This window comes from Pseudomonas defluvii, from assembly GCF_001695625.1.
GTDB classification, from domain to species: domain Bacteria; phylum Pseudomonadota; class Gammaproteobacteria; order Pseudomonadales; family Pseudomonadaceae; genus Aquipseudomonas; species Aquipseudomonas defluvii.
The window spans coordinates 1-1425 of record NZ_MBPN01000261.1; the positions used below are offsets into that span (position 1 = coordinate 1).

The window sequence follows — 1425 nt, forward strand, 5'->3', positions numbered from 1 at the left end:
TAAAGTGGACCCATCGGTCAAGACAGTTTTTCAGCGAGTTTAAGCTGCGTCGCTTACTGCCACTGCAGCTGGTCGGCGCTGCCCCGTGATTCTCCTGCCGTGCCGCTGGAGAGCTTACCCTCCGGTGGCCGCCGCCGCCGGCAGGCCAGACGGCGTTCACGCCGCTTCCAGTTCCCGCTGTGCGCCGCCGTACTTGTCCGCGATCAGCGCGCCGCCGCCGATACCACTGCGATAGACGCTGGCAGGTGTCTTGTAGCCAAGGGACTGGTGCGGCCGCTCGGCGTTGTAGAACGCGAAGTACTGCGCCAGGCCCACCGTCAGCTCGGCCATGTTGGCGTAGCCCTTCAGGTACACGTCCTCATGCTTCACGTTGCGCCACAAGCGCTCGACGAAGATGTTGTCCAGCGCCCGTCCGCGCCCGTCCATGCTGATAGCCACGCCCTCGCGTTTGAGCACGCCCGTGAAGGCCGCGCTGGTAAACTGCGATCCCTGGTCGCTGTTGAACACCTCGGGCCGGCCGTGCTCGCGCAGGGCGTCTTCCAGGCAGTCCACGCAAAACGATGCGTCCATGCTGTTGCTGAGCCGCCAGGACAGCACCTTCCGGCTGTACCAGTCGATGACCGCCACCAGGTAAGCGAAACCGCGCGCCAGCCTGATGTACGTTATGTCCGTGCTCCACACCTGGTTTGGCCGCGTCACCGCCACGCCACGCAGCAGATACGGATAGACCTTGTGCTGCGGCTGCGGCTTGCTGGTGTTCGGCCCCGGCGCCATGCCCGCCAGGCCCATGCCGCGCATCAGGCGCTGCACGCGCTTGCGGTTGACAACGTGGCCTGCTCCCCGCAGGAACACCACCATGCGCCGGCTGCCGTAGAACGGTCTGCTCGTGTATTCCTCGTCAATCAGGCGGCATAGCAGCAGATCCTCGGCGCACGCCTCTTCCGGCACTTTGGCAGTGAGCCTGCGGTAGACCGTCGCGCGCGGCACCTCGGCCAGCTCGCACTGACGGCTCAAGGACAGCTTGTCGGCGCCGTCGACCCAGCCGACCCGCGCATCCAGGCTCACACTCCCAACTTTTTTTTAAGCCAGTCATTCTCCATCTTCAGCCGCCCGATTTCTCCGTACAGCCGCTCTTCGCCGCTCTTGTCCTCGGCTGGCTTCGGGCCGCGCTTCGTCTCGAACAGGGCGCCCGCCGATTCCAGGATCTCCTTCTTCCATTGCCCGACCAGTTGCGGATGCACGCCGTACGCCTGCGCAATCTCCGTAATCGTCTTCACTCCGCGCACCGCCTCCAGACCTACCTTGGCCTTGAATTCGGCCGTGTGCACCTTGCGTTTCTTTGCTTCACCCATTTGCTGTCATCCTTTCGAGGACGACAGCTTAAACTACCCCGTAGTCACTGTCTCAAAAGGTGGATCCACTATA

The 1425-nt window shown here is 63.4% G+C and carries 1 protein-coding gene; it reads right to left on the bottom strand.

Annotation, left to right across the window (positions count from 1 at the left end; translation table 11 throughout):
- Window positions 1-156: 156 nt before the first annotated feature.
- Window positions 157-1352 (bottom strand): IS3-like element ISPpu29 family transposase gene (locus tag EKA13_RS27155; RefSeq protein WP_100250167.1). Its coding sequence is split into 2 segments (ribosomal slippage): window positions 157-1073 and window positions 1073-1352, totalling 1197 coding nucleotides; the frame shifts between segments, so codons are not numbered across the junction.
- Between the last annotated feature and the right edge of the window lie 73 nt (window positions 1353-1425).